This is a genomic window from Actinophytocola sp. KF-1, from assembly GCF_054661535.1.
This window is the reverse complement of sequence record NZ_BAAFVK010000007.1, coordinates 339,412-362,567: the sequence shown is the minus strand read 5'-3', so window position 1 is coordinate 362,567 and position 23,156 is coordinate 339,412. Positions and strand designations below refer to the sequence as shown.

At 70.8% G+C, this 23,156-nt stretch carries 19 protein-coding genes; 6 read left to right on the top strand and 13 right to left on the bottom strand.

Annotated features, from left to right (window positions below):
- Window positions 1-31 precede the first annotated feature (31 nt).
- Together ligD and ACYQ77_RS23205 are read right to left on the bottom strand one after the other, a co-directional pair.
- Window positions 32-997 carry a non-homologous end-joining DNA ligase gene (gene ligD, locus ACYQ77_RS23210; RefSeq protein WP_459714633.1) on the bottom strand — a complete coding sequence of 322 codons (966 nt, stop codon included), beginning with the start codon at window positions 995-997 and terminating at the stop codon, window positions 32-34.
- Window positions 998-1,017: 20 nt separating this feature from the next.
- Window positions 1,018-1,716 (bottom strand): endonuclease/exonuclease/phosphatase family protein, encoded by a 699-nt coding sequence (locus ACYQ77_RS23205; protein ID WP_459714631.1) that lies wholly within the window; start codon window positions 1,714-1,716, stop codon window positions 1,018-1,020.
- 85 nt (window positions 1,717-1,801) lie between these two features.
- On the opposite strand from ACYQ77_RS23205, the gene ACYQ77_RS23200 reads away from it, so the two are divergent.
- Window positions 1,802-2,065, top strand: a complete 264-nt coding sequence (locus ACYQ77_RS23200) for a GlsB/YeaQ/YmgE family stress response membrane protein (RefSeq protein WP_459714628.1) — start codon at window positions 1,802-1,804, stop codon at window positions 2,063-2,065.
- Window positions 2,066-2,068: 3 nt separating this feature from the next.
- On the opposite strand, the gene ACYQ77_RS23195 is transcribed toward ACYQ77_RS23200, so the two are convergent.
- From ACYQ77_RS23195 to ACYQ77_RS23170, 6 genes are all read right to left on the bottom strand, one after another.
- A complete protein-coding gene (locus ACYQ77_RS23195; protein ID WP_459714626.1) occupies window positions 2,069-3,025 on the bottom strand; it encodes a zinc-binding dehydrogenase in 957 nt (318 codons plus the stop codon).
- Window positions 3,022-3,384, bottom strand: a complete 363-nt coding sequence (locus ACYQ77_RS23190) for a hypothetical protein (RefSeq protein WP_459714624.1) — start codon at window positions 3,382-3,384, stop codon at window positions 3,022-3,024. The genes ACYQ77_RS23195 and ACYQ77_RS23190 overlap by 4 nt, the downstream gene beginning before the upstream one ends.
- A gap of 73 nt (window positions 3,385-3,457) precedes the next feature.
- Complete coding sequence (locus ACYQ77_RS23185; RefSeq protein WP_459714623.1) at window positions 3,458-4,321, bottom strand: DODA-type extradiol aromatic ring-opening family dioxygenase; 864 nt, start codon at window positions 4,319-4,321, stop codon at window positions 3,458-3,460.
- The gene (locus ACYQ77_RS23180; protein WP_459714620.1) at window positions 4,314-5,102 is read right to left on the bottom strand and encodes a citryl-CoA lyase; all 789 of its coding nucleotides are present in this window, start codon (window positions 5,100-5,102) and stop codon (window positions 4,314-4,316) included. The genes ACYQ77_RS23185 and ACYQ77_RS23180 overlap by 8 nt, the downstream gene beginning before the upstream one ends.
- On the bottom strand, window positions 5,095-6,240 hold the full coding sequence (locus ACYQ77_RS23175; RefSeq protein ID WP_459714618.1) for a CaiB/BaiF CoA transferase family protein: 1,146 nt from the start codon (window positions 6,238-6,240) through the stop codon (window positions 5,095-5,097). The genes ACYQ77_RS23180 and ACYQ77_RS23175 overlap by 8 nt, the downstream gene beginning before the upstream one ends.
- 704 nt (window positions 6,241-6,944) lie before the next feature.
- A complete protein-coding gene (locus tag ACYQ77_RS23170; protein WP_459714615.1) occupies window positions 6,945-7,754 on the bottom strand; it encodes an IclR family transcriptional regulator domain-containing protein in 810 nt (269 codons plus the stop codon).
- Window positions 7,755-7,867: 113 nt separating this feature from the next.
- Between ACYQ77_RS23170 and ACYQ77_RS23165 the strand changes: the two genes are divergently transcribed.
- Complete coding sequence (locus ACYQ77_RS23165) at window positions 7,868-9,295, top strand: amidohydrolase family protein (protein ID WP_459714613.1); 1,428 nt, start codon at window positions 7,868-7,870, stop codon at window positions 9,293-9,295.
- Here the strand turns inward: ACYQ77_RS23165 and ACYQ77_RS23160 are convergent.
- A complete protein-coding gene (locus ACYQ77_RS23160; RefSeq protein WP_459714611.1) occupies window positions 9,292-10,218 on the bottom strand; it encodes an SDR family NAD(P)-dependent oxidoreductase in 927 nt (308 codons plus the stop codon). The two genes, ACYQ77_RS23165 and ACYQ77_RS23160, sit on opposite strands and share 4 nt — an antisense overlap.
- Window positions 10,219-11,304: 1,086 nt before the next feature.
- Here ACYQ77_RS23160 and ACYQ77_RS23155 point away from each other — a divergent pair.
- The 4 genes from ACYQ77_RS23155 to ACYQ77_RS23140 all read left to right on the top strand — a co-directional run bounded on the left by ACYQ77_RS23155 (window position 11,305) and on the right by ACYQ77_RS23140 (window position 18,852).
- Window positions 11,305-12,951: a glycoside hydrolase family 6 protein gene (locus ACYQ77_RS23155; RefSeq protein ID WP_459714609.1), complete on the top strand. Its 1,647-nt coding sequence runs from the start codon at window positions 11,305-11,307 to the stop codon at window positions 12,949-12,951.
- A 73-nt stretch (window positions 12,952-13,024) separates the two neighbouring features.
- Window positions 13,025-14,536, top strand: coding sequence for a cellulase family glycosylhydrolase (locus ACYQ77_RS23150; RefSeq protein ID WP_459714607.1), 1,512 nt, complete (start codon window positions 13,025-13,027; stop codon window positions 14,534-14,536).
- 13 nt (window positions 14,537-14,549) lie between these two features.
- Complete coding sequence (locus ACYQ77_RS23145; RefSeq protein WP_459714606.1) at window positions 14,550-17,198, top strand: cellulose binding domain-containing protein; 2,649 nt, start codon at window positions 14,550-14,552, stop codon at window positions 17,196-17,198.
- A gap of 1 nt (window position 17,199) precedes the next feature.
- Window positions 17,200-18,852, top strand: coding sequence for an endo-1,4-beta-xylanase (locus ACYQ77_RS23140; protein ID WP_459714604.1), 1,653 nt, complete (start codon window positions 17,200-17,202; stop codon window positions 18,850-18,852).
- 467 nt (window positions 18,853-19,319) lie between these two features.
- On the opposite strand, the gene ACYQ77_RS23135 is transcribed toward ACYQ77_RS23140, so the two are convergent.
- From ACYQ77_RS23135 to ACYQ77_RS23120, 4 genes are all read right to left on the bottom strand, one after another.
- Window positions 19,320-20,621, bottom strand: a complete 1,302-nt coding sequence (locus ACYQ77_RS23135) for a S8 family peptidase (RefSeq protein WP_459714602.1) — start codon at window positions 20,619-20,621, stop codon at window positions 19,320-19,322.
- Window positions 20,614-21,183: a hypothetical protein gene (locus tag ACYQ77_RS23130; protein WP_459714600.1), complete on the bottom strand. Its 570-nt coding sequence runs from the start codon at window positions 21,181-21,183 to the stop codon at window positions 20,614-20,616. The genes ACYQ77_RS23135 and ACYQ77_RS23130 overlap by 8 nt, the downstream gene beginning before the upstream one ends.
- Before the next feature lie 222 nt (window positions 21,184-21,405).
- Window positions 21,406-21,984 (bottom strand): hypothetical protein, encoded by a 579-nt coding sequence (locus ACYQ77_RS23125; RefSeq protein ID WP_459714598.1) that lies wholly within the window; start codon window positions 21,982-21,984, stop codon window positions 21,406-21,408.
- On the bottom strand, window positions 21,981-23,141 hold the full coding sequence (locus ACYQ77_RS23120; RefSeq protein WP_459714595.1) for an L-histidine N(alpha)-methyltransferase: 1,161 nt from the start codon (window positions 23,139-23,141) through the stop codon (window positions 21,981-21,983). Before ACYQ77_RS23120 ends, ACYQ77_RS23125 begins: the two co-directional genes overlap by 4 nt.
- Between the last annotated feature and the right edge of the window lie 15 nt (window positions 23,142-23,156).

The following is a 23,156-nucleotide window of genomic DNA, read 5'->3' as shown; positions in this document are numbered from 1 at the left end:
GTCCGAGAGCGAGACTCGCGAGGTCCCGGGGTCAGTGGGGGAGGGTTACCTGGGTGGGGAGGACGTCGTGGCGTAGGCCGCGCCACGCGGTGTGGCGGAGGCGGCCGTCCGAGGTGAACTGGCGGTAGACGACCTGGCCGACGAGGGTGGGTGCCACCCAGCGGGCGTCGCGGGAGCGGTCGGGTGGGACCTCGTTCTCGAACGGGCACGTCGGCCGGGCGAGCGGGGTCAGCAGGTCGAGCAGCTCGTCCAGTGCGCGCTCGGTGAACCCCGTGCCCACGTCACCCATGTAGTGCAGGCGCCCCGCCGCGTCGTGCCCGCCGAGCAGCAGCGCGCCCACGCGGCCACCGCGGTTGCCCTTGCCCGGCCGCCACCCGCCGACCACCACCTCCTGCGTCTTGATCAGCGGCCGCTTGATCCAGTCACGGCTGCGGGCGCCCGGGTGGTACCGCGACATCAGCCGCTTCGCCACCAGCCCCTCCAGCCCCTGCTCCTCGACGACCTGGAGCAGCTCGTGCGGGTCGATGTCCTCCTCGGTGAAGTGGCGCGGGACCGCGACCCGCTCGCTCGTCACCGGCAGCCCGGCGAGCAGCTCACGACGGCGCTCGTACGGCGCCGCCAGCAGCGACTCCGCACCGAGCAGCAGCAGGTCGAACACGATGAAGGTGACCGGCGCGATCCGCAGCAGCTCGGCGGTCGGGCCGCGCTGGTGGCGGGACTGCATGAGCTGGAAGTCGGGCCTGCCGTCCGCCGCGAGCACCACCAGCTCGCCGTCGAACACCGCGGACCGCCCGCCCGCCGCGTCCGCCAGCACGCCACGCAGGTCGGGGTACACGCCGGTGATCTCGTTGCCGAGCCTGCTCGTCAGCTTCGCGGCGCCGTCCGGGCCGACGCGCATGCAGCAGCGGAACCCGTCCCACTTGGTCTCGTACGCCCACCCACCGCCGACCGGCAGCGGTCCCTCGACCGCCAGCATCGGCGCGACCGGCGCGGGCACACCATCCACAGTGGACGAGCCTAACCCGGTAAGGCCAGGTCGGCGACCACACCGGCGTGGTCGGACAACCACAGCCCGTCGACCTGGCGGTCGCCGACCAGCCGCGCCGACACCACGCGCAGCCCCGGCCCGGCGAACACGTAGTCGATCCGGCCGGGTTCCCCGTCCTCGCCGAGCGGCCACGTGACCCCCGGTCCGTCGCCGACGGCGGCCCACGTGTCCCGCAGGTGCGTCGCGAGGTGCCGCACCCCCGCCTCGTCCGGCCGCGCGTTGAGGTCACCGGCCACGATCAGCGGCAGCATGCCCGCGTACCGCAGCGTGACCTCCTTGGCCTGCAGCTCCCGCGCGTGCGCCGCGTCCGGTTCCCACGGCGTGGAGAGCGTGACGAACAGCAGGTCACGGACCCGCACCGCGAGCGTCCAGTAGTGGAACCCGTCGATCCGGCGCTCCACGTGGTCCACGACCCGGTGCGGCGCCCGGGTCGCGATGGCCACGCCGCCGAACCGGTCCGCCTCCGGCGGCTGGTCACGCAACACGTCGGCCTGGTGCGTCACGTGGCGCAACCGGGTGCGCGCAAGCAGTCGATCCGTCTGCTCCGGGTGGCGCACCTCCTGCAGGGCGAGCAGGTCCGGCCGCACCGCCCGCAGCTCGCGGTTCAGCAGGTCAACACGCCTCGGTTCGCCCACGTCGTGCCGCACGTTCCGCGTCATCACCCGCATGGGGCCTCCCCGCGTCTTGTTTGTGCGGCCGGCGTGCCGGGTACTTCCGTGTTCGAGTTGTTGACGAAACCTTGGAGGTTTCCTGATGATCGGCTTCATCGTCGCCGGCCTCATCATCGGCGCGCTGGCGCGCCTGATCAAGCCCGGCAAGCAGAACCTCGGCATCATCGCCACGCTGCTGCTCGGCATCGTCGGCTCGATCATCGGTGGCACGGTCGCCAACCTGCTCGGCACCGGTGACATCTGGGAGCTGAACGTGGTCGGCTTCATCGTGGCCGTGATCGCGTCGGTGCTGCTGATCGGCGTCGCGGAGGCCGTCACCGGCTCGCGGCACCGGGTGACTCGCTAAGACCTACGGCACGACCACCGTCCGCAGGTCTGTCACGCCCGCGGCGCACCGGGCCCACGCTCCCGGTGCGTCCGCGGGCGTCACCATGTCGTGGGCGATCGTGAGGGTGCCGTCCGCGACCCGCGCCGCGACCATCCCGATCGCCTCCGCCCGTTGGGCCGCGGTCAGCTCGTTGTTCGAATACCCCATGATCCGCAACGACTTCGCGCGCAGCATCGACGACGTGATCGGGCTCGTCTCCCCGGCGAGGCCGCCGAGGTTCACCAGCCGGCCGCCGGTGCCGAGCGTCCGCGCCGCCGCGGCCGCAGGCACCCCGTACACCGGGTCCAGCACCAGGTCCACCGGACCGTCCACAGCGGACGCGAACCGGGCCGCCAGTTCGTCGACGTCGTCGGTGTCGAGCGCGACCACCGCGTCCGCGCCCGCCGCCTCGGCCCGTGCCCGGCCCGTCGCCGACCGCGCGGCCGCCACGACGCGGCGCGCACCCGCTGCCCGCGCCAGCCGGACGCCCACCTGACCGACCACGCCACCGGCGCCGAGCACGACCACCTGCTCGCCCTCGGCCAGCCCGCCGCGCCACGTCAACGCCATGTGCGCGGCCACCGCAGACAACCCGAGCGCCGCCACCAGCACCGGGTCCGCGCCGTCCGGCAGGGCGACCACGTCCGCCGCCGGCACCGCGACCACCGACGCCATCGACCCGTCGCCCGGCTTCATGCCCGCCGTGGTGGGGAACCACACCGGGCGCCCGCCGACCGTGCCGACGCCCTGCACCCCGGGCACGTACGGGGTGGCGGGCACGCCGAAGTACGAGGTGCCCGACGCGCACAGCAGGTCGAGCGGGGTGATCGGCGCGGCCGTCACCTCCACCAGCACCTCGCCGGGCCCGGACACGGGCGGTGTCCACTCGACCAGTTCCGGCGGCGCGCCGGGGGAGCGCAGCGAGAGCGCCCAGCTCATGTCGTGATGTCCGGGTACGGCAACGACATGTGCGCGAGCCTGCGCCCGTACTCCTTCTGGAACTCCAGCGGTTCGATGTTGTCCCGCTCGAACATCGCGATGTACAGCGTGAGCGTGAGGAACGGGTGCGCGCCCAGTTCGAAGAGCTTCGGGTAGTCGTGTGTGGACAGTGCGGTGCGCTCGTCGTCCTCGAACGCGAGCCACGTCGACGCCTCGCCCCTGTGGCAGGACAGGATCCGGTTGGCCTCGTTGGCCTCCCACCACTCGACCGTCCCCTGTGGATCGTCCCGGTACCGCTCGACCAGCTCCGGGTCGCGGTCCACGGTGAACAGGAACTTGTTCAGCAGGTACTTACTCACGACCGCTCCTCGCAGGCTCCGAGCGGCCGCTCGCGGTCGCCCTGTGTTGTCTGGTTCGCTCCGCAAGCTCCGCTCACGCGGGCGCTCCGTTCGGGTACCAGGTGAAGTAGGCCTCCATCGTGTGGAACAGGTCGTAGGTGTCCACGTAGTCGGCCTTCTGGCCCTCGCCCGCGACCCCCATCATCAGCATGAAGTCCATGAACCCGTGCGTGGCGTTGCCCGGCAGGTGCAGCGAGTCGAGGGTGACGTTCCCGCAGCAGCCATCGATGTCACCGGTCGAGATCCACTCGACGGCCTTGCGGTCGAACTCGGGGTCCGGCCCGTGCGGCCCGAACTGCCGTGGCCCGCCCAGCTCCAGCGACAGGTGGCCGGTGCCGATCACCGCGACCCGCTGGTCCGACGGCCAGGACTCGACGAGCTGCCGGATCGTCCGTCCCAGTTGGACGAACCGCTTCGGCTGCGGCAGCGGCGGCGCGAAGATGTTGGTGTAGATCGGCACGATCGGCAGGTCGTTCTGCGGGCGCAGCGTGATGATCGGGCACGTGATCGAGTGGTCGATCCGCAGTTCGTTGGAGAACGCGAGGTCGAAGCCCGCGTCGAGACCCTCGCGCAGCACGTACGACGACAGGTCCTCCTGCCCCTTCATCACCATGCGGGGCAGGCCGAACTCGCGTTCCTCGTTGTACCAGTTGGCGTCGTAGAACGGGGCCTTGCCGACGAGGAACTGCGGCATGTTGTCCAGCCACAGCTGGTGGAAGTGGTCCGAGCCGACCATCACGAGCACGTCCGGCCGCGCCTTGGTGAGCGTTTCCCGGAACGCCTCGACCTTGCGCACCCACTCGTCGGCGAACGGCGGGCGGTCCTCGCCGGTCGCCGTGCTGGCGCGGTAGTAGAACGGGTGGTGCGTGGACGCGATCACCGCGACCAGCTCAGCCATGGGTTCCTCCTGGCGGTACCGGCACGTTGTTGAGGTCGACGGACAGGAAGATGTCGTTGGCGACGGGGTTGCGGATCTCCTCGGCGAGCTGGCCGATCAGCCCGGCGGTCCTGGCGAGCAACGCGAAGCCCCGCAACAGTTCCATGGGCAGTCCGAGGTCGGCCAGCGCGGCGCCGCACACCCCGGCCCCGTTGAGCGGCAGGGTTTTCCCGAGCACCGTCGGGTGCACCCGACCGATGGCGGCGAACAGCTTCAGGTGCGGGCCTTCCAGGTCCTCCTCGCGGGCGATCTGGAACAGCCGGGGCGTGCGCGGGTCGCCGTCCTTGTGCACGTGGTGCCCGAGCCCGGGGACGAACCGCTTCGCTTCCCGCTGCGTGGTGAGGACGTCGAGCGCGACCGCGTTCCAGCCGTCGTCGTCGACGGGGAGCTGACGGCCCTCCATCTGCGCATGCAGGAACCGCCCGCAGTCCTCGGTCACGCCGAGGAACCGCGACCCGCCGCCGAGCAGCCCCGCGGCGAGCGCGCCCTGCACGGAGTCCGGCGCGGACAGGTACGTCAGCCGGGCGGTGATCGCGGTGGGCGTGAACCCGTGGTCGGCGAGCGCGGCGAGCACCGCCTCGAACACCCGCGTCTCGCCCTTCGACGGGCGGCGCTGGGTGGCGAGCCAGAAGGCCAGCTCGCCGAAACCGACCTCGCCCATGATGTCGCGGGCGAGGTCGTGACCGAGGAGCGTGATGGTGTCCCGTGTGGACGCCCCGAGCGCGGTCGGGTACTCAGTCATGCGGTTCTCCCAGCCACTTCCGGATCTCGGTGCCGTGCTCGTCCAACTCCGGCGGTGGCAGCGCGTAGCCGACGGGCGTGGCCGAGAACCGGATCGGGTGACGCGTGGTCGGCACCGCACGCTCGCCCTCGCCGACCGTGACGACCGGCGCCAGCCCGAACCGCTCGGCCATCGCGAACCCGCCGTCGATCGTGTTGATCGGTCCGCACGGCACCCCGGCGTCGACGAGCAGGTCGAACCACTCGACCGCGCCCTTCGTGACGAGCCGCTCGACCAGCAGCGGCCGCAGCGCCTCCCGGTTGGCGGTGCGGTCGGCGTTGCGGGCGAAGCGCGGGTCGTCGGCGACCTGGGGGATGCCGAGGACCTCGCACAGCTTGCGGAACTGCCCGTCGTTGGCGGCGGAGACGATGAGGTCGTTGTCGGCGGTGGGCAGCGGTTCGTAGGGGAAGACACTGGGGTGCGCGTTGCCCATCCGGTAGGGCACGACGTCGCCCGCGACGTAGGCGGAGCTGTGGTTGACCAGGCCGGTGAGCGCGGAGGAGAGGAGGTTGACCTCGACCTTCTGGCCCTCGCCGGTGGCGTCCCGGTGGCGGAGCGCGGCGAGGATGCCGATGACGGCGTGGTTGCCGGCCATCACGTCGAAGACGGAGATGCCTGCGCGGTAGGGCTGGCCCTCGGGGTCGCCGGTGAGGCTCATGAGGCCGGAGATGGCCTGGACCATGAGGTCGTAGCCGGGGACGTGTGCGCCCTCGCCGGCGCCGAACCCGGTGATCGAGGCGTAGACGATGCCTGGGTTGTGCGCGCGGACGTCGTCGTAACCCAGGCCGAAGCGGTCCATGCCCCCGGGCTTGAAGTTCTCGATCAGCACGTCGGCCCGGCGGGCGAGTTCGCGTGCCGCCTCGGCGTCACCCTCGTTCCGCAGGTCGAGCGCGATCGACCGCTTCCCCCGGTTGATGCCGAGGTAGTAGGTCGACACGCCGTCGCGCACGGGTGGCATCCAGGTGCGGGTGTCGTCGCCCTTCGGTCCCTCGACCTTGATCACCTCGGCGCCCATGTCCGCCATCAGCATGGTGGCGTAGGGACCGGCGAGAATCCGGGAGAAGTCGGCAACCAGCACCCCGTCAAGGGGGCCTTTCATAAGCCTCCGTCCGTATCGCGGACAACTGTCCGCAGTCTTGGCCGGACTGTGCCGCCTGTCAAGTCCGTTCGGGGCTTGAGGGGTGGGTTGTCCACAGGTGCCTTGGTTGTCCACAGCCAAGATCGACATCCGTCCCCCTGTCGGTGGTCACCGGTAGACTGGACAGCGGGGTGCCCCCGGGAGTGGTGGGGGCTGTCCGTACGTACTGGTGGGCGTGTTTTCGCAGGTCAGCGGCCTTTCTTTCGGTGTGGTTGCTTGTTGCCCGGTTCGGCTTGTGGTTTTCCTGTTGGTGGGTTTTCCCTCCGGGGGGTCCTCGCCGGACGGGCTGGTCTCCGGGATGGCAGGGGGTCTTGCACGGGGCTGGGTTGGCAAGGACTGGTGTCCGTTGTCTGCCTGCCATCCCGTCGACCTCCCGGAGGGCTATCACACCGCGTCAAGGCGGCCCGGGGGCTCGGGCAGGGGGTTGGTTCGTGCTTCGGGCCCCCTTGACCCGGTGTGATCGGGCTTCGCCAGGTCGACGGGATGGCAGGCAGACAGTCCTTGTGGTGAGCTGCGCTCGGCTTGGGGTGAGCCAAGCCCGCTTGCGGGACGGGCGCTTCGCGCCCGGCTTCCCGGGCGGTGGTTGTGCCGTGAAAGGCACGTTCGTGGCGTTGAGTGCCGGTAACGCGCCTTTCGCGGCGCTGGCTGGGGGATGGCGTCGCCCGTCAGGAGGCCGCTGGGCGAGTCACGTGCGGGACCGTCGCCAGGCGGGCGAAGTCCGCGCTGATCTCGCCCGCCGCCGTCAGCAGCAGCGGCAGGTGGTGCCCCAGCAGGTGCTCCAACGACGTCTCCGCGGCGTGCGTGTTCACGTTCAGCGCCCCGACGACCCGCCCGCTCCCGTCCCGCAGCGGCGCCGCCACCGACCGGATGCCCAGCGCCAGCTGCTGGTCGGTCAGCGCCCACCCGCGCGCCCGCACCTCCCGCAGCACCGCGTCCCGCTCCGCCGCCGACGGCTGCCAGCGCGGCGTCAGCCCCGACCGCGTCGGCTCGGCCAGCACCGACTCGACCTCCGCCGGGTCGAGCGCCGCCAGCAGCACCTTCCCCAGCGACGTCTGCAGCGCCGGGAACCGCGTGCCGATCTGCACCGCCAGCGCCACGATCTTCGGCACCGCCACCCGTGCCACGTACACGATGTCCGACCCGTCGAGCTGCGCCACCGAGCACGACTCGCCCGTCGCCGCCGACAGCGCCTCCATGTGCGGTCGCGCGATGTCCCACAGCCCCTGCGACCGCACGTACGCGACGCCGAGCTCGAGCACCCTCGGCGTCAGCGCGTAACCCGCGCCCTCCGCCCGCACGTACCCCAGCTCACCCAGCGTCAGCAGGATCCGCCGCGCCGTCGGTCGCGCGAGGCCCGTCGCCGTCGCGACCTCGGCCAACGTCATCACCGGCCGGCCCGGCTCGAAGGCGGCGATGACCTCCAGCCCGCGGGCCAGCGCCTCGATGAAGTCCGGTCCGGTGCCTTCGCGCGGCATGACGGCTCCTCACGGTTCCCCATGGTGACGGGCATTGACTTCCCTGCGGTGCGGGATCAGAGTAACCCCCACAACCGGCCGCCATACGGATAAGTGTCCGGCAAGGAGTCCCGATGAACGAGTACAGCGCCGTGCTCCTGCGCGGCGGCACCGTGCTGCCAATGGACGAGTCCCGCTCGGTGCTGGCGGACACCGACGTGCTGGTGGTCGGCGACCGGGTGGCGGCGGTCGGCCGCGGCCTGGTGGCCCCGGACGGCGCACTCGAGATCGACGCGACCGACGGCATCGTGATGCCGGGCATGATCGACACCCACCGGCACATGTGGCAGACCGCGATGCGCGGCTACGGCGCCGACTGGACGCTCACCCAGTACTTCGTCTGGTACTACCTCGACCACGGCAAGCTCTTCCGCCCCGAGGACATCCACGCGGGCAACACCCTCGCCGCCATCGAGGCGATCGACGCGGGCGTGACCACGGTCGTCGACTGGTCGCACGGCCTGCAGACCGTCGACCACGCCGACGCCGCGGTCGACGCGCTCGAGGCGATCCCCGGCAGGCACGTGCTCGCGTACGGCAACATCCAGCAGCCGCCCGCGCAGTGGTCCGGCGCGCCGGAGTTCCGCGACTTCGTCAACCGCCGCATCACCGGCGACGACATGCTGGGCTTCCAGCTGGCGTTCGACGTCACCGGCGACCCGGCGTTCCCGGAGAAGCCCGCCTTCGAGGTGGCCCGCGACCTCGGCGTCGCGGTCACGACACACGCCGGCGTGTGGGGCGCGACGAGCGACGACGGCATCCGCCTCATGCACGACCACGGTTTCATGGACGAGCGGACCGTCTACGTGCACGCCGCGTCGCTGACCGCCGACTCCTACCACCGCATCGCGGCCACCGGCGGCTCGATCTCCGTGTCGACCGAGAGCGAGCAGAGCGCCGGCCAGGGTTACCCGCCCACGTGGGCGATCCGCGCGCACGGCATCCCGGTGTCCCTGTCGATGGACACCAGCGTGTGGTGGAGCGGCGACCTGTTCTCGGCGATGCGCAGCACGCTCGGCGCCGACCGCTCCCGCGAGCACATGGCCGCGCACGACCGGAACGAGACCGTCACCCACTGCGCGCTCCGCGCCGACCAGGTCGTGGCGTGGGCCACGCGGGGTGGTGCCCACGCGCTCGGCCGGACCGACCTCGGCAGCCTGGCGGCCGGGCAGAAGGCGGACGTGGTCCTGATCAAGAACGACGACTCGCCGGTGTCGTTCCCGGTGCTGAACCCGTACGGGCACGTCGCGTTCCAGGCGCAGCGCGGCGACGTCCACACCGTGCTCGTCGACGGCCGCGTGGTGAAGCGCGACCACAAGCTCGTCGGCATCGACCTCGGCGTCGCACGCCGCGCCGTGGGGTCCACAGTGGACTACCTGCGCGGCGCGATGGGCGAGGAGGCCTGGCAGCAGGGGATGAACCCGGACATCCCGGAGACCAAGGTGATGGACAACCCGTACACGTACACCGACTACCGCAGCGCCGCGACGCACAGCAGCTAGGCCTGGATCCCCGCGGCCTCCGCGCACCAGGCGAACATCTTCTCGGCGGCGGCCTGGTCGTGCCGGGTCCACGGCACGAGGTGCGGGTCGCGCGGGCGCCGGTCGTGCCAGAACAACCCGGACTCCGGCGCGGGCTCGACCGCGCCGAGCCACACCGTGGTGTCGGCGCCGTCGTCGATGTCGCGCAGCAACGGCTTGGTCAACCGGTGGAACCCGGGCAGCGACCCGGCGACGCCGGGGGTGTCGGCCCACCCGGGATGGCAGGCGGCGACGGTGGTGCCGGGCCAGCGCCGGGCGAGGAGCGGGACGAGCGCGACCTGGATGCGTTTCGTGCGCGCGTAGGCGGCGGCGCCCCGGTAGTCGCCGCGGGTGTACTCGGGGTCGTCGAGCGGCAGTTTTCGCGCGTACATCCCGCCGGACGACACGAAGATCACGCGCCCGCCGGACCGCCGGAGGCGTTCGGTCATGAGCAGCGGGCCGAGCACGTGGGTGGCGAGCGTGAGCTCGTGGCCCTGCGGGGAGGTCCGGCGCTCGCCGGGCAGCACACCGGCGTTGTGCACCAGCAAGTCCACGGCGTCGACCGTGTCGGTGAACCGCCGGACATCGTCCACATCGGACACATCGCACCGGGACACCCGCACGTCACCGCCGATGGCGGCGGCGACCCGCGCGCCCTTGCCGGTGTCACGGACGACGAGGTGCACGGCCGCGCCGAGCCGGGCGTAGGCGGCCGCGGTGGCGACCCCGAGCCCGGACCCGGCGCCGGTCACGATCGCCGTGCGCCCGGCGAGTGCGTCCGGAGCCGGGTCGGCGGGCCAGCCGGGCAGCCGCCGCCGCACGGCGAGCCCGAACCGCGTGTAACCCCCGACCACGGACCGATCGAGGGCGGCGTCCAGCCAGCGGGCAAGCACTTCTCGGGTCACCGTCACGAGCGTGGTTCGACGCCGGGGTGGTGGCGGATGGGTGCGGTCTCGGCCTCCGGCCCCCGGAATCCAGCGTACCGGGCACCACCGACAGAACTGCCCGACAACGCCCGGGTTGTCCACAGGCTCGACGAACCGTGCGGGGCGCGACTGAGCCGCGGGTGGTTGCCTTGTCACCGCCAGGCGAAGCCGTCCGATTCGTTCGGGTTCCCGCCCGCCCCGGGCTCAGCCTCCTCACCTCGGTCGACTCGGGGTCAGCGTCCCTGCTTCCGGTTCCGGCGTGGTCCGTGGGCCGGTCATCTTGACCTGGTGCCACTCCGGGGAGTCGACTCGGTTCGATCCGGGCTCAGCCCTCTCACCTGCGTCGACTCGGGGTCGGCGTTCCTGCTTCCGGTCCTGGTGTGGTCCCTGGGCCGGTCATCTCGACCTGGCGCTACTCCGGCGAAGCCGACTCGGTCCGATCGGTGGGGTCGCCCCGGTCCGGCCGCCCCGATGGCTTCGGCCGGGTGGTTCGGCCTGTGATCCCGGCCTGGGTGATCTCGGTCCGGCGGGGTTCGCGAACGGTCGGTTCGCAGGTTCCGAACGGGAGACTCGCGGGTCCTGAGAGGGGGACTCGCGGGTTCCGGGCGGGGGACTCGCGGGCAGGCAGGTTCCCCGGCCCAGGTCGACCCCGACTCAAGATCAACGGCGGCCTCCGGCCCCCCGGAATCCAGCCTAGCGGGGACCACCGACAACCGGCGGCGATCCATCCACAGGGCATCGCGATCTTGGGAGCGCTCCCAACTCAACGGCCATACTCGCCGGTCGCTCCGCCGGCCGGGTGCTCGGTGCCGGACGCGGTAACCGCCGGTCAGTGCGGCAAACCCGCTGCCAGGGCTGAACATCGAACTTAACTGTTCATCAAGAGTGAGCCTCTGTACACGCCCCGTTAACACAGCTACACTCCGAAAAACTGGGAGCGCTCCCAGAAAATCGCTCGGCGTTGAGCGGAGGATCCGGATGAGATTCAGACCCACTAGCGGGACGCGGAGGCGTGCGGCCGCCTATCTGGCGGCTGTGGCGGCGCTGTTGACGTCCCTCATCACCTTGAGTGCCCCGTCCGCCACCGCGGCGGCCGGCTGTCGTGTCGACTACACCGTGAACGACTGGGGCGGGGGCTTCACCGCCACGGTCCGCATCAACAACCTCGGTGACCCGGTCAACGGGTGGACGCTGCGGTTCGCCTACGCGGGCAACCAGCGTGTCACCGCCCCGGGCTGGAGTGCCAACTGGTCGCAGTCCGGCCAGCAGGTCACCGCTACCAACCTGCAGTGGAACGCCAACCTCGCGACCGGCGGGTCGACCGAGATCGGGTTCAACGGCACCTACTCGGGCAGCAACCCCGCCCCGACGACGTTCTCGCTGAACGGCACCACCTGCACCGGCACGACGGACCCCGACCCCGACCCCGATCCGGATCCCGATCCGGACCCGGGCAACCGCGTCGACAACCCGTACGTCGGCGCGAAGGTGTACGTGAACCCGGACTGGTCGGCCAGGGCCGCCGCCGAACCCGGTGGCAGCCGGATCGCGAACCAGCCGACCGGCGTGTGGCTGGACCGCATCGCGGCCATCAACGGCACGTCCAGCGGCCGGGGACTGGTCGCGCACCTGGACGAGGCCGTGCGGCAGGCCGCGGGGCAACCCCTGGTGATCCAGCTGGTGATCTACAACCTGCCCGGCCGCGACTGCTCGGCGCTGGCCTCCAACGGTGAGCTGGGCCCGACCGACCTGCCCCGCTACAAGAGCGAGTACATCGACCCGATCGCGTCGATCCTCGCCCGGCCCGCGTACGCGAACCTGCGGATCGTGACGGTCATCGAGATCGACTCGCTGCCGAACCTGATCACCAACGTGACGCCGCGGCCGACCGCCGTGCCGATGTGCGACACGATGAAGGCCAACGGCAACTACGTGAACGGTGTCGGCTACGCGCTGGCCAAGCTCGGCGCGGTGCCGAACGTCTACAACTACATCGACGCCGGCCACCACGGCTGGCTCGGGTGGGACGACAACTTCAACGCCACGGTACAGATCATGTGCCAGGCCGCGAACGCGTCCGGCGCGACGCCGTCGAACGTGCACGGGTTCATCGCCAACACCGCCAACTACTCCGCGCTCAAGGAGCCGTTCTTCACCGCCAACACGGTGGTGGGCGGCCGGCCACTGCGCGAGGTGGCAGGCGGCTGGGTCGACTGGAACCGGTACGTCGACGAACTGGGCTACGCCCAGGCGTTCCGCCAGCAGGCCGACTCCCAGTGCTTCGACTCCGGGGTGGGCATGCTGATCGACACCTCGCGCAACGGCTGGGGCGGCACGGCCCGGCCGACGCGGGCGAGCACGTCGACCGACCCGGTCACGTTCATGAACGAGTCGCGCATCGACCGCCGCATCCACCTCGGCAACTGGTGCAACCAGTCCGGTGCGGGCCTGGGTGAGCGGCCGAAGGCGGCGCCCGAGCCGGGCATCGACGCCTACGTCTGGATCAAGCCGCCGGGTGAGTCCGACGGCGCCAGCTCGGCGATCGACAACGACGAGGGCAAGGGCTTCGACCGGATGTGCGACCCGACGTACACCGGCAACCCGCGCAACAACAACAACATGTCCGGCGCGCTCGGCGGCGCGCCGCTGTCCGGGCACTGGTTCTCCGCCCAGTTCCAGGAACTGATGCGGAACGCCTACCCGCCGCTGTGACACACCCCGGGTGCCGCCTCCCGCCCAGCGGGAGGCGGCACCCGGACCCCTGCGCACCCGAGGACACCCTGCGATGAAACGACGCAACGTTGCGTTCACCCTGATCCCCGCACTGTTACTGGCCTTGCTCGTGCCGCTGGTCCACACCGCGCCGGCGGCCGCGGCGGGCGCAGGCTACTGGCACACCAACGGCAGGCAGCTGCTCGACGCGAACAACCAGCCCGTGCGCATGACCGGGATCAACTGGTTCGGCCTGGAGACGGCGAACTACGCGCCGCACGGCCTGTGGTCCCGCGGCTACAAGGACATGCTCGACCAGATGAAGAGCCTGAAGTACAACACGCTCCGGCTCCCCTTCTCCAGCCAGCTGTTCGACGCGGGCTCCACGCCGAACAGCATCCGCTACGACCTCAACCCCGACCTGCAGGGGCTGAACGGCCTGCAGATCATGGACAAGATCATCGACTACGCCGGGCAGATCGGCATGAAGGTGCTGCTGGACCGGCACCGGCCGGACTCGGGCGCGCAGTCCGCGCTCTGGTACACGAGCGCCTACCCGGAGAGCCGGTGGATCAGCGACTGGCGCATGCTCGCGCAGCGCTACCTCGGCAACACCACGGTGATCGGCGCCGACCTGCACAACGAACCGCACGGCATCCAGGGCGGTGGCGGCGCGAACTGGGGGAGCGGCGACACGGCCACCGACTGGCGCCTGGCCGCCGAGCGGGCGGGCAACGCGATCCTCGCGGTCAACCCGAACTGGCTGATCGTCGTCGAGGGCGTCAGCGACTACAACGGCAGCGGCTACTGGTGGGGCGGCAACCTCCAGGGCGCGGCGAGCGCGCCCGTGCGGCTGAACGTCGCGAACCGGCTCGTCTACTCCGCGCACGACTACGCGACGTCGGTGTTCCCGCAGCCCTGGTTCTCCGATCCGGCCTTCCCGAACAACCTGGCCGCGATCTGGGACAAGAACTGGGGCTACCTGTTCAAGAACAACGTGGCGCCCGTGCTGCTCGGCGAGTTCGGCACCACCCTCGCCGACCCGCGTGACCAGACCTGGCTGCGGACGCTGATGGCCTACCTCGGCACCGGCACCGACGCGATCAGCTTCACGTACTGGTCGTGGAACCCGAACTCCGGCGACACCGGCGGGATCCTCAACGACGACTGGACCACGGTCAACACCACCAAACAGGCCTACCTGAACCCGTACCTCATCGCACCGGACGGCGGCAGCGGCCCCGGCCCGGGCCCGGATCCGGTCGCGTCCTGCCGGGTCACCTACGGCGTCAACGACTGGGGCACCGGCTTCACCGCGTCGCTGTCGATCGCGAACACCGGCACGTCGGCGATCAACGGCTGGACCCTGTCGTTCACGTTCGCGGGCAACCAGCGCGTGACCAACGGCTGGAGCGCCACCTGGACCCAGTCCGGCGCGACCGTCACGGCCACCAACGCCGACCACAACCGGCAGATCGCGGCCGGGCAGTCGGTCACCGGGATCGGGTTCAACGCGAGCTACAGCGGCAGCAACGCCCGGCCGACGGCCTTCTCGGTCAACGGCCAGGCGTGCACGGTCGCGTGAGGACTGACGGACAATGCGGGTGAGACTGGCACATCTACTCGCCGGTGCGCTGGTGGCCGCCTCCGTGGCGGTCACCAGCGCGGCCGCCGGACCGACCGCGGCGGCCGCACCCGCCGAGGCCTACAACTGGCGCAACGTGGAGATCGCGGGCGGCGGGTTCGTGCCCTCGATCGTCTTCAACCAGACCGAACGCAACCTGATCTACGCACGCACCGACATCGGCGGCGCGTACCGGTGGAACGAGGCGACCGGCCGCTGGATCCCGCTGCTGGACTGGGTCGGGTGGGACAAGTGGGGCTGGAACGGCGTGCACAGCCTCGCCACCGACCCCGTCCAGACCAACCGCGTGTACGCGGCGGTCGGCATGTACACCAACAGCTGGGACCCGAACAACGGCGCGATCCTGCGGTCCACGGACAAGGGCGCGACCTGGCAGGCGACGCCGTTGCCGTTCAAGCTCGGCGGCAACATGCCGGGCCGCGGCATGGGGGAGCGGCTCGCGGTCGACCCCAACCGCAACAGCACCGTCTACTTCGGCGCCCCGGACGGCAACGGCCTGTGGCGCAGCACCGACCACGGCGCCACGTGGGCGAAGGTCGCGAACTTCCCCAACGCCGGCAACTACGCGCAGGATCCCGGTGACCCCAACGGTTACCTGTCGCACCGGCCGGGTGTCGTGTGGGTGACGTTCGACAAGTCGACCGGCACCTCGGGCAACGCCACGCAGGGCATCTACGTCGGCGTGGCGGACAAGGACAACACCGTCTACCGGTCGGTGAACGGCGGCGCCAGCTGGGAGCGGATCGCGGGACAGCCCACGGGATACCTCGCGCACAAGGGTGTCGTGGACCCGGTGAACCACGTGCTGTACATCGCGACCAGCGACACCGGCGGCCCGTACGACGGCGCCAAGGGCGACGTGTGGAAGTACGGCACCACCACGGGGGCGTGGACGCGGATCAGCCCGATCCCGTCCACCAGCGGCGACGACTACTTCGGCTACTCCGGCCTGACGATCGACCGGCAGCGCCCCGGCACGATCATGGTGGCCACACAGGTCTCGTGGTGGCCGGACGTCATCTTCTTCCGCAGCACCGACGGCGGCGCCACCTGGACCAGGATCTGGGACTGGACGTCGTACCCGAACCGCAGCTTCCGGTACACGATGGACATCTCCTCGTCGCCGTGGCTGACGTTCGGCACGAATCCGCAACCACCCGAGGTGACGCCGAAACTGGGCTGGATGACCGAGTCGCTGGAGATCGACCCGTTCAACTCCAACCGGATGATGTACGGCACCGGCGCCACCATCTACGGCACCACCAACCTGACCAACTGGGACAACGGCACCCAGTTCACGATCAAGCCGATGGCGGCGGGGCTCGAGGAGACCGCGGTGCTCGACCTGATCAGCCCGCCGACCGGCGCCCCGCTGATCTCGGGACTCGGGGACATCGGCGGTTTCCGGCACGACAACCTCGCCGCCGTGCCGTCGACGATGTTCACCCAGCCGGTGTTCACGACGACCACCAGCCTCGACTACGCCGAGCGCAACCCGAGCGTCATGGTGCGGGCCGGCAGCTTCACCGACGCGGACCGCCCGAACGACAGCCACGTCGCGTTCTCCACCGACGGCGGCGCGAACTGGTTCCAGGGCACCGAACCCGGCGGCGTCAACGAGGGCGGCACCGTCGCGGCGGCCGCCGACGGCAGCCGGTTCGTGTGGGCGCCGAAGGGTCAGCCGGTGCACTACTCGGTCGGCTTCGGGAACTCGTGGACGCAAGTACAGGGATTGCCCGCGGAGTCCGTCGTGGAGTCCGACCGGGTCAACGCGAGCACGTTCTACGGGTTCGCGGGCGGCCGGTTCTACGTCAGCACCAACGGCGGCGCCACGTTCACGCAGACCGCGGCGACCGGCCTGCCGAGCACCGCGAAGTTCAAGGCGTTGCCGGGCAAGGAAGGTGACATCTGGCTGGCGGGCGACACCGGCCTGTACCACTCGACCGACTCTGGCGCGAGCTTCACCAAGCTGTCCACTGTGTCCAAGGCGGTCGGCGTCGGCTTCGGCAAGGCGGCGCCGGGCCGGACGAACCCGGCCCTGTTCACCATGGCGACGATCGACGGCGTCACCGGCGTGTACCGGTCCGACGACAACGGCGCCGCGTGGGTCAGGATCAACGACGACCAGCACCAGTACGGCAACGCGGGTGACGCCATCACCGGCGACCCCCGCGTGTACGGCCGCGTCTACCTGGGCACCAACGGCCGCGGCGTCCTCTACGCCGACCGCGTGGGCACGACCGACCCCGACCCGGATCCCGACCCCGATCCGGAACCCACGGGCAGTTGTGCGGTCACGTACGGGGTCGACCAGTGGCCGGGCGGTTTCACCGGATCGGTGACGATCGCCAACACGAGCACGACTCCGCTGAGCAGCTGGCGGCTGGCGTTCTCGTTCCCCGCCGGACAGCGCGTCACCAGCGGGTGGGGTGCGACGTGGGCGCAGACCGGCGCCGACGTCACGGCGGCCAACCTCGGATACAACGGCACGATCGCACCGGGCGGGTCGGTGCGGATCGGGTTCAACGGGTCGTGGAGCGGGAGCAACCCGCCCCCGGCCGGCTTCACCGTGAACAACAACCCCTGCACCACCGGGAGCTGACGTGAGGAAGACACTCGCGGCCGCGACCAGCCTGCTCGCCGCCGTGGCGGGCACGCTGGTCGCGGTCACACCCGCACAGGCGTCGAGCCCGCTGAAGGAACACGCCGCCGCGCACGGCAAGTACTTCGGCGACGCCGTCGACAACAACGAGATCACCGACGCCGCCTACCGCCCGCACATCGCCGCCGAGTTCAGCCAGCTGACCCCGGGCAACGCGATGAAGTGGGACGCGACGGAACCCAACCCCGGCCAGTTCAGCTACGCCCGCGGCGACGCGATCGTGGACCTGGCGGAGCAGAACGGGCAGACCGTCCGCGGCCACACGCTGGTGTGGCACAACCAGACCCCGAACTGGGTGCAGAACCTGGACGCCACCGCGCTGCGCACCGCGATGCGGAACCACATCACCAACGTCGTCACGCACTACCGCGGGCAGCTGTACGCGTGGGACGTGGTGAACGAGGCGCTGAACGAGGACGGTTCGCTGCGGAACTCGTTCTGGCTGCAGAAACTCGGGGCCGGCTACATCGCCGACGCGTTCCGCGCGGCCCGCGCCGCCGACCCGGACGTGAAGCTGTACATCAACGACTACAACACCGACGGCATCGGCGCGAAGAGCGACGGCATGTACCGGCTCGTGCAGTCGCTGCTGGCCGACGGCGTCCCGATCGACGGCGTCGGTTTCCAGGCGCACCTGGCGATCCAGTACGGGTTCCCCAGCCAGATGCAGCAGAACCTGCAGCGGTTCGCGGACCTCGGCCTCGACGTCGCGATCACGGAGCTGGACGTCCGCATGCCACTGCCCGCGGACGCGACGAAGCTCGCCACCCAGGCGACGTACTACCGCAACGTCACCAACGCGTGCCTCGCGGTCGCCCGGTGCGCAGGCATCACGACGTGGGGCTACACCGACAAGTACTCGTGGATCCCGAGCACGTTCCCCGGCGAGGGCGCTGCACTGCTCGTGGACGAGAACTTCCAGGTCAAACCCGCGTACACGGCCGTCCACGACGCGCTCGCCGGCGGCTCCACCGTGGACACCACCCCGCCGACGACCCCGGGCACCCCGAGCGCGTCGAGCGTGACGGCGACGGGTGCCACCCTGTCGTGGCCGGCGTCCACCGACGCCGGCGGCAGCGGCCTCGCCGGCTACACCGTGTACCGCGCGGACGGCACGGCCCTCACGCGGACGACCACGAACTCGGCGTCGTTGACCGGGCTGACCCCGAGCACGCAGTACCAGGTGTACGTGCGGGCGCGGGACGGCGCGGGCAACCTGTCACCCGCGTCGGCGACGGCCACCTTCACGACCACCGCGGGCCAGTCCGGCGGCTGCGTGGTCGGCTACACCGCCTCGAACTGGGGCGGCGGCGGCGGTTTCACGGCAACGGTCACCATCACGAACACCGGCACGACCGCCATCAACGGGTGGACGCTGGGCTTCGCGTTCCCGTCCGGCCAGCGCCTCACGCCACCCGGCTGGAGCGCCACCTGGGCACAGACCGGCCAACAGGTCACCGCGACGAACCTGTCGTGGAACCAGACCATCGCCCCGAACGGCTCCATCGGGATCGGCTTCAACGGCACCTACACGGGCACCAACACGGCGCCCACGGCATTCACCGTGAACGGCACCGCGTGCGCCACAGCGTGACGCGGTGACGCCTGCCCCGGAACCGCGCCCGGGACAGGACTTTCGGTGCGGCGCCCAGGGCCATGGGCGCCGCACCGAGAACCCCTTGCTGCCAGGGGTGTGATGCGCGGACTCCGCATCGCCCAACAACGTTCTGGTCCAGGTGATCACGGTGTGGAGGACGCCCGCCGATCGACGGACGATGGTGAGCTTGTCGTGACGAGTTGCCAGGCCGCGCCCCTGCTTGAGCAGGTTGGTCGGCGGGTTGCGGATGACCGCAACGATGCCGCGAGCCCGCAGATGTCCCGTGGATCGCCCTCGATGAACAGGCCTTGTCACCGCGGACGCGATCGGGCCGGGTCCGGGCTCGACCGCGTCCGAGCCGAGCGGTCCGCAGATGCCGCAACAGATGCGGAAAATCGGCACCGCCCCGGCCTGCCCTGCTTACCACCGGCCAGCCGCGTTCCCAACCTCTCCGGCCAGTACGTCTAGGTGATCCGGATGACGCCGTTGCCGTGGTACTTCGGGTCGAAACCGGCCACGCCGGTGTCGGCGTCCTGCTTCAGGATCACCAGGGCGGCGGCGGCCGTGACGTTGTTGCGCACCATGATGCCCGCCAGGGCGCCACTGGTGTAGGCCGCGGCGAACGACGTGCCGCGGTAGGACCAGTCGTCGGACTCGGCGACCGCCTCGTCGACGCTGTCGGTGAGGTCGCCGCCGGGCGCGGCGAACAGCAGCGGGTGGAGTGCGTCGCCGTCGTAGTTCGTCATGTGGCTGGGGGCACCGGCACCGTTGACCGCGCTCACCGCGACGGAGGCGGCGAACCGGGACGGGAACGCCAGCCTGCCGAAGCGCTCGTTCCCGGCCGCCACCACCACGACCACCCGGTCCGGCGACCCGGCCGCGTACTTGACGAGCAACTCGAACGCGGGCGACCGCGCCGCCCTCGGCAGGTCACCGCAGGTCGCGCACTCCTGGGTGTTGATGCCGAAGTTCATGCTGAGGTTGATGATGTCCACGTCGCGGTCGAGCGCCTCCTTCACCGCCTCGAACAGCGTCCACTCGGTGGCGACCGTGCCGTCGGTGCCGTCGCCGCTCATGATCCGCAGCGCGAGCAGGTCCGCCCCCGGGCAGGTGGCGTCGATCAGCGTGGCCACCAGGGTGCCGTGCGCGGCGGCCGGATCGGCCTCGTGCCCGACGAAGTCGACCTTCTCCGGCAACGAGGCGGAGAACGTGCCGTCGGGGCAGAACCGGGCGTCGAACCCGCCGTCGATGACGGCGACCTTCGGGACCTTCCCGGTCCCGTCCGCGCTGTCGCCGCCGATCCAGTCGAGGTACTCCTGGTGCTTGCCGGTCAGCCGGAACGGCTCGGCCGAACCGAAACCGCCATCGTCGTGGCACGGCCGCAGCCGGTGCACGGGCTGCGCGAAGACCTGCTGCCGGGGGCTGAGCACCTCGGCGACGGACTCGCCGTGCGCCACGGCCTCGACCGAGAACTCGAGGGTCAGCCGGTTGAAGTCGGCCACCGCGGCCTGCTCGCCGCCGCGCGTGGTCGGCAGCCGGTGGAACAGCATCGGCGGCCCGTCGGGCATCGGGAAGACCAACGGCTTCCCGTGGCGCAGCAGTTCCTCCGACCCGTCCTCCTGCCACACCGGTCGCTGACGGCGGCCGGGGACGAAGTTCGCGGTGTCGCGCCAGAACAGGTCGCCGATGATCCGCTCGAAGATCACCGCGCCGGGACCCGCCGCGGGATGGGCGAGCATCACCTCGCCAGGGACGAAGTCACACATCGCGGTCGTCCCGCACGGGCAGCGCGACGTCCTCGAACGCGTCGTCCGGCACCGGAGCGGCACCGGACAGCCCGACGCGCACCTTTCCCCAGAACGACCTGCTCACCCGCAACGTGCGGTAGAGCGGTGTGCCCCGCTCCGCGATGGCCGCCATCCCGATCGACGCCTTGGCCAGCACGTTCAGGCCCAGCTCCGCGTTCGCGAGGTCGGCCACGCCGAAGGTCCCGGGTTCCGCGCGCACGTCGAACACGATCGAGGCGTCGCGCGCGCTGGACACCAGCACGGTCACACCCCGTGCCTCGACCGTCTCCACCACGACGATCCAGTCCCGCTCCCAGAGCTCCTCGCGCGCCAGGGCGAGGATCTGCTTCTTGAGCATCGGGATGTCGTCGACCTGGTGGTACCGCGGGCGGTGCAGCGAGATGAGCGTCCCGGCTTCCTTGCTGAAGCTGACGGTGGCCGTGGCCCCGCCGCCGGCGGTGCCCGCGCCCGCGGCCAGCTCCGCGTGGAAGTCGACGTGCCGCGAGTACGTGGCGGTTTCGTCGCGCAGACTGGAGATCACGCGCGGCGCGGGTATTTCGGGAATGTTGGCCACATCGGTTTCCCGCATGAACGCGCCATCCCGCACCACCCCGATCCAACCGACCGAGAGCGGCTGGCTGACCGGCCACGATCCCCAGTACGACGTCAGGTCTCTGGCTGTGCCCGGATAGTCACGCACATGCATGGCGCACCCCTTTCGCGCGGGATACCCATGCTCATCGCGAATGCGCGAGCCCCTGTTTCACCGGGCCTTCCACTCCTTGTCCAGGTAGGACTGCAGCTCCCCGAGCAGCGCACGCGCCCCGGTGAGGTACCCGTCCGACCGCTGCAGGGCCCGGTTGAACGCCTCCACCTCGTCCATCGACGCGGTGGCGAACGTCAGCGACTCCGTCAGGTCGAGCCGCCGGTTGACGGTGTTCACGGTGTCCCGCCACGCGTGCAGCATCCGGATCAGCTCCCCGTCCCGCCGCCGCGACAGGGCGCCGGACGCGAACGCGGAGTCCACGGCGGACACGACGAGCCTCGGGTACACCCGGCGCCGCCGGTACGCGTCCGGGTCGCGGCGGAACGCGTCGTCGTCGAGGACCTCGACGTCGTGGGCCAGCTCGGCCCGGATCGACTCGACGGCCTGCAAGCGGCGCTCCCGCTCGGCCGCCCACCGCTCGGCGAAGATGCCCGTGATGCCCGCCAGCAGGGCGAGGGTGTTGACCGCGGGCTCCCAGCGCTGGTCGGCGGGTGACACGACGAGCCACGCGATGCCCAGCCCCGCCGCGACGGCCAGCGCCCCGAACGTGAGGGCCGTGATCACGAGCCTGGTCATCGGTTGAAGCTGGACCAGATCTCGTCGGCGCGGCTGGACCGCTGTGCCGGCAGCGCCCGGCCCGCCGACAGCAGCATCAGGTCGATGCCGAACCCGCCGGGGGAGCGGTGCGACGCGAACCCGGAGTGGGTGCCGAGCACCTTGGTCATCCCGACCGTCGCCAGCATGTCGTCGACGGCCGCGTTCGCGTACTTCCGCGTGAGGTACAGCCGGATGGTGTCGCCGTCGTCGAAGCGGACGATGTTGCGGTCCGGCAGCATGATCCGCTGCACGGCGCCGGTCGCGTTCTGGTAGATCACCTTCACCTGCAGCGCGCGGTCGGCCTCGACCGAGCCGCGGAAGTGCACGCTGTCCATGTCGATGGTCAGGTCGGTGTAGTGCTGCAGCGCGCTGGTCACGAACTCCTTGTACGCGCGGCTGCTGCGGTACTCCTCGGCGGCGTGGTCGGCGAGGTCCTCGTCCAGCGCCGCGGTGGTCGCCACCTCCAGCAGGAACCGGTCCTGCGGGCGCAGCAGCCACGTCAGCTTGCCGAGCAGGTCGATGTCCTCGTCGAAGTTGGCCATCGTGTTGCCGAGCAGCGAGTACAGGATCGGCTCGTCGCCGACCAGCCGGTGCAGCAGCCGCCGGTACTCGACGAGGTTCGCGTCGACCGCGAAGTCCAGCTGCACGGGCACGACCTGGCGGCGCGACACGTCGACGCCCTTGAGCGACTCGCGCATGCCGAACCGCAGCATCTCCGCCGACAGGTCGACCGGCGAGTACAGCAGCCCCGGGTTCGGGCCGAGCAGGTCCTGCAGGATCGAGCGGTCCTTGTGCCCGGTGCCGACGCCGAGGCTCACGTAGTGGAACGGGGTGTCCGCGAGCTGCGCCCGCACCTGCGCCCACCTCAGCGCGAACGACTCGATGCTCTGCTGCATCACCGGGTAGAACGGGTCGGTGCACGCGTGCGCCCACGCGATCGTCGGCGCGATGCCCCAGTAGGCGAACCCCGACGTGATCTGCTTGCCCTCACCGGTGCTCGACCTGCGCCGCCCCAGGTCACCGGCGAGCACGGCCAGCTTGTGCGACTGGTCCTCGCCGATCAGGCACAACGTCCACGCGAAGTCCGAGTCGTCGATGGCGTCGTGCAGCCGCCCCAGATGGTCACCTGTCGGCACGGTTCGGCTACCCCC

Coding starts and splice junctions, on each gene's coding strand:
- ACYQ77_RS23205 (WP_459714631.1), bottom strand. CDS start 1,716: ATGCGGGTGATGACGCGGAACGTGCGGCACGACGTGGGCGAACCGAGG.
- ACYQ77_RS23200 (WP_459714628.1), top strand. CDS start 1,802: ATGATCGGCTTCATCGTCGCCGGCCTCATCATCGGCGCGCTGGCGCGC.
- ACYQ77_RS23195 (WP_459714626.1), bottom strand. CDS start 3,025: ATGAGCTGGGCGCTCTCGCTGCGCTCCCCCGGCGCGCCGCCGGAACTG.
- ACYQ77_RS23185 (WP_459714623.1), bottom strand. CDS start 4,321: ATGGCTGAGCTGGTCGCGGTGATCGCGTCCACGCACCACCCGTTCTAC.
- ACYQ77_RS23180 (WP_459714620.1), bottom strand. CDS start 5,102: ATGACTGAGTACCCGACCGCGCTCGGGGCGTCCACACGGGACACCATC.
- ACYQ77_RS23175 (WP_459714618.1), bottom strand. CDS start 6,240: ATGAAAGGCCCCCTTGACGGGGTGCTGGTTGCCGACTTCTCCCGGATT.
- ACYQ77_RS23170 (WP_459714615.1), bottom strand. CDS start 7,754: ATGCCGCGCGAAGGCACCGGACCGGACTTCATCGAGGCGCTGGCCCGC.
- ACYQ77_RS23165 (WP_459714613.1), top strand. CDS start 7,868: ATGAACGAGTACAGCGCCGTGCTCCTGCGCGGCGGCACCGTGCTGCCA.
- ACYQ77_RS23150 (WP_459714607.1), top strand. CDS start 13,025: ATGAAACGACGCAACGTTGCGTTCACCCTGATCCCCGCACTGTTACTG.
- ACYQ77_RS23145 (WP_459714606.1), top strand. CDS start 14,550: ATGCGGGTGAGACTGGCACATCTACTCGCCGGTGCGCTGGTGGCCGCC.
- ACYQ77_RS23135 (WP_459714602.1), bottom strand. CDS start 20,621: ATGTGTGACTTCGTCCCTGGCGAGGTGATGCTCGCCCATCCCGCGGCG.
- ACYQ77_RS23125 (WP_459714598.1), bottom strand. CDS start 21,984: ATGACCAGGCTCGTGATCACGGCCCTCACGTTCGGGGCGCTGGCCGTC.